The sequence below is a fragment of the uncultured Chitinophaga sp. genome (genome assembly GCF_937874145.1).
GTDB lineage: Bacteria > Bacteroidota > Bacteroidia > Chitinophagales > Chitinophagaceae > Chitinophaga.
The window spans coordinates 1-3616 of the sequence record NZ_CALNBI010000174.1 but is presented as its reverse complement, the minus strand read 5'-3'; the positions used below and the strand labels follow the sequence as shown (position 1 = coordinate 3616).

At 56.4% G+C, this 3616-nt stretch carries 1 protein-coding gene and 2 pseudogenes; all 3 read left to right on the top strand.

The features are described 5' to 3' along the window. A pseudogene (locus Q0510_RS08310) lies at positions 1-1199 on the top strand (chromosome segregation protein SMC); the annotation flags it as partial. 125 nt (positions 1200-1324) lie between these two features. After that, positions 1325-2788 (top strand): MFS transporter, encoded by a 1464-nt coding sequence (locus tag Q0510_RS08305; RefSeq protein ID WP_298709985.1) that lies wholly within the window; start codon positions 1325-1327, stop codon positions 2786-2788. Between the two features lie 131 nt (positions 2789-2919). After that, a pseudogene (locus Q0510_RS08300) lies at positions 2920-3616 on the top strand (dehydrogenase); the annotation flags it as partial.

Genomic DNA, 3616 nt, shown 5'->3' with positions numbered 1-3616 from the left:
GCCTGCAGGACAATATCGCGGCAGCCGAAAAGGCCAGCCAGGAAGCTGAGCAGCAATTCAACCAGGCGAACGTCCAGTTCAATAACCAGAACCTGCAGCACACGCGCCAGCAAAGCAAGGTGCAGGCCCTCAAACAGGAGCTGGAATTCAAGCGCAAACAGCTCACCGACCTGCACACGCAGATCGAAAGCAACCGCAAGCAGCTGGAAGATACAGCCGGCAACATCGCCGCCGCTGAAGACCGTCTCAGCACCTCGGAAGACGGGCTGGTGGAACTGTTCCGCCGCCGCGAAGAAGAAGAAAAAGCCGTTAACGAAAAAGACCAGGAATACTATAATTTCCGCAACCACCTCCAGGAACTGGAAGGCATTCTGCGCTCCAAGCAGAAAACGCGCGACCTGCTCGACCAGCAGCTCAACCAGATCAAGGATAAAGTGAACGAACTGAAGCTTCAGCTCGCCTCCATGAAAGAGCGCCTGAGCGTGGAGTTTAAAGTCAACCTCGACGAGATCCTCGACGAAGACCGCACCGGTACGCAGTCTGTGGAAGACCTGCAGGCCAACGCCGAAAGGCTGAAGAAGCGCCTGGAGAACATGGGCGAGATCAACCCCACGGCCATCGAGGCATATACGGAAATGAAAAAGCGCTACGAGTTCATCCTGGAACAGAAGAACGACCTGGTGAGCGCGAAGGAGTCGCTGATGGCCACAATCCAGGAAGTGGAGTCCACGGCCAACCAGAAGTTCCTCGACACGTTCAACCAGGTGAAGGAAAACTTCATTCGCGTGTTCAAGGCGCTGTTTACCGAAGAAGACCAGTGCGACATGATCCTGAACGACCCCACCAACCTGGCGGACACCGGTATCGAGATCATCGCCAAGCCGAAAGGGAAACGCCCCGCCGCGATCACGCAGCTGTCGGGTGGAGAAAAGACCCTCACCGCCACGGCGCTCCTGTTCGCCATTTACCTGATCAAGCCCGCGCCGTTCTGTATCCTCGATGAGGTGGACGCGCCGCTCGACGACGCCAACGTAGGCAAGTTCACCAACATGATCCGCAAGTTCTCCGACAACTCGCAGTTCATCATCGTTACGCACAACAAGCAAACGATGGCCGCGGTGGACGTGATTTACGGAGTTACCATGCAGGAGCCCGGCGTGAGCAAGCTGGTGCCGGTAGACTTCCGGAGCCTCAACTAGTTAAGAATTGTACTTTTGATAAACAACAGGCGCCTCTTCCCCGGGGCGCCTGTTGCCGTTTATTATCAGCCCGTTAAACAGCAGTATCCGGCACAAAGATTGCGCAGCAACCCCAAACCGGGTACATGAACTTACAGCCGAAAGACGTATTGACGGAACAGGAAGTAGACAAAGGCCTGAAGCGGGTAGTTTGGGACGGGTTGTTTTCGGAAGCGATGACGACGCTCACGGGTGGCGCCTTCATCATCGCCATGGCCATCCTGATGGATGCGAACAACCTGCAATTGGGGCTGATCGCCGCTTTGCCGACGATGGTAAATGTTTTCCAGCTCGTGTCCGTATGGCTGGTGCGACAGTTCAATAACCGGCGCGCCATTACTGTATACTGTTCTTTGCTGGCGCGGTTTCCACTCATTCTGGTGGGGTTGGTGCCTATTTTATTCCCCGGTTTTCTTTCACTCGAATTACTGATTCCAGTACTTTTTTTCTATTACCTGTCAGGCGCCATCGCCGGCGCCAGCTGGAATTCCTGGATGAAGGACCTGATCCCCGATAACCGGCTGGGCGCGTTCTTCGGGCGGCGCAGTGCATTGATGCAGACGTTGAACGTGATACTGAGCCTGTTGCTGGCGTTCGGGCTGGACTTCGTGAAAGACAATCATCCTGAATGGGAGTTGCAGAGTTACGGTGTGATGTTCGTGCTGGCGGGAACGTCCGGGATGATCGGTTCATCGATGCTGGCGGCCACGCCGGAGCCGAAAAAGATCATGCCGCGGGAGAACCTGTTCGTGATGCTCCGCCGCCCGCTCCGCGACGCCAATTTCAGGCGGTTGCTGGTTTTCAATTCCGCCTGGGTGTTTGCGGTCAACATCGCGATGCCGTTCTTCAACGTGTTTATGATGAAGAGCATGAACCTGCCGCTGTCTTACATCATCGGGTTTACGATCCTCAGCCAGGTAAGCAGCATCCTCACGATCCGCCTCTGGGGGAAGTTCGCGGACCGGTACAGCAACAAGACGATCATCGCCATCGGCGCGCCGATTTATATCATTTGCCTGCTGGCCTGGTGCTTCGTGGGGATATGGAGTTATATGTGGCCGAACTTGTTACTGCTGTCGGTAATTCATATCATGATGGGATTCTCGAACGCGGGGATCAACCTCAGTTTGACCAATATCGGTTTGAAACTGGCGCCCACGTCCGATGCGATCATCTATCTTTCCGCCAAGAACATCGTTACCGCCATCTTTTCCGCCCTGGCGCCGCTGGCCGGCGGCTTGCTGGCCGATTACTTCACCGGCCGCCACCTGAAGGTGGATGCGGAATGGGGCGGCCCGCGGTGGACCAAATCCCTGCATATCATTGAGCTGCAGGACTGGAACTTCCTGTTCCTCATCGGCGCGCTGCTGGCCCTGGTGGCGGTGAATTTGCTGGCCAAGGTGAAGGAGAAGGGAGAGGTGGAGAAAGACGTGGTGGTGCGGATCATGCGCAGCACCGTGCGGAACAACCTGAAAGAACTGTTCGTGATCGGCAGCCTGATGAACGGCTATTCCCATATCCGGGACGTTTTCAGGCGGCGGTTTTTCTGATGGATGCCCTCAACCGCTGGTCCTTATTTACATCGTTTTTGACCCGCCGTACCGTATTTTTGCCCCCGCAAATTTTTGACTATCGCGGGAGGATTTGTATATTTTCGGCTAATTACAATCGATTTCCAAGCATGACGGCAGGCTTTAACATCAGGATTCGGACATATTTCTGCGGATTTTTAGCCCTGTGGGGCGTTTCGGCCTGTCAGCAAGCAGGCAAACCGGGGAAAGGGGACTCCCTCGCCATGCGCGAGGCTTTCGCGGAAAGCCCCGTGCTCACGGCGGATCAATCGCTCCAGGCATTCCGCCTGGAAGACGGTTTCACGGCCCAGGTGGTAGCCGCCGAGCCCCAGGTCATCGTGCCCGTCGCCATGACATTCGACCAGCGCGGCCGCATGTGGGTCGCGGAAATGACCGGTTACATGCCCGATACGGTTGGCACCGGGGAAGATGCGCCCAACGGGAAGATCGTCATCCTCGAAGACACCAACGGCGACGGCACCGCCGATACCCGCACCGTTTTCCTCGATTCGCTTGTGCTCCCCCGCGCCCTCGCCATAGTAGGCAACGGCCTGCTCGTAGCGGAGCCCCCGCGCCTGTGGTTCATCGAAATCAATAACGACAAACCCGGCCGCAAAACCCTCGTCGATTCCCTTTACACCGAAGGCGGCAACGTGGAACACCAGCCCAACGGCCTCCTCCGCGCCATGGACAACTGGATTTATTCCGCCAAATCGTCCAAACGCTATCGCCTCGAAAACGGGAAATGGAAGAAAGAAGACACGCATTTCCGCGGGCAATGGGGCATCACGCAGGACGACCAGGGCC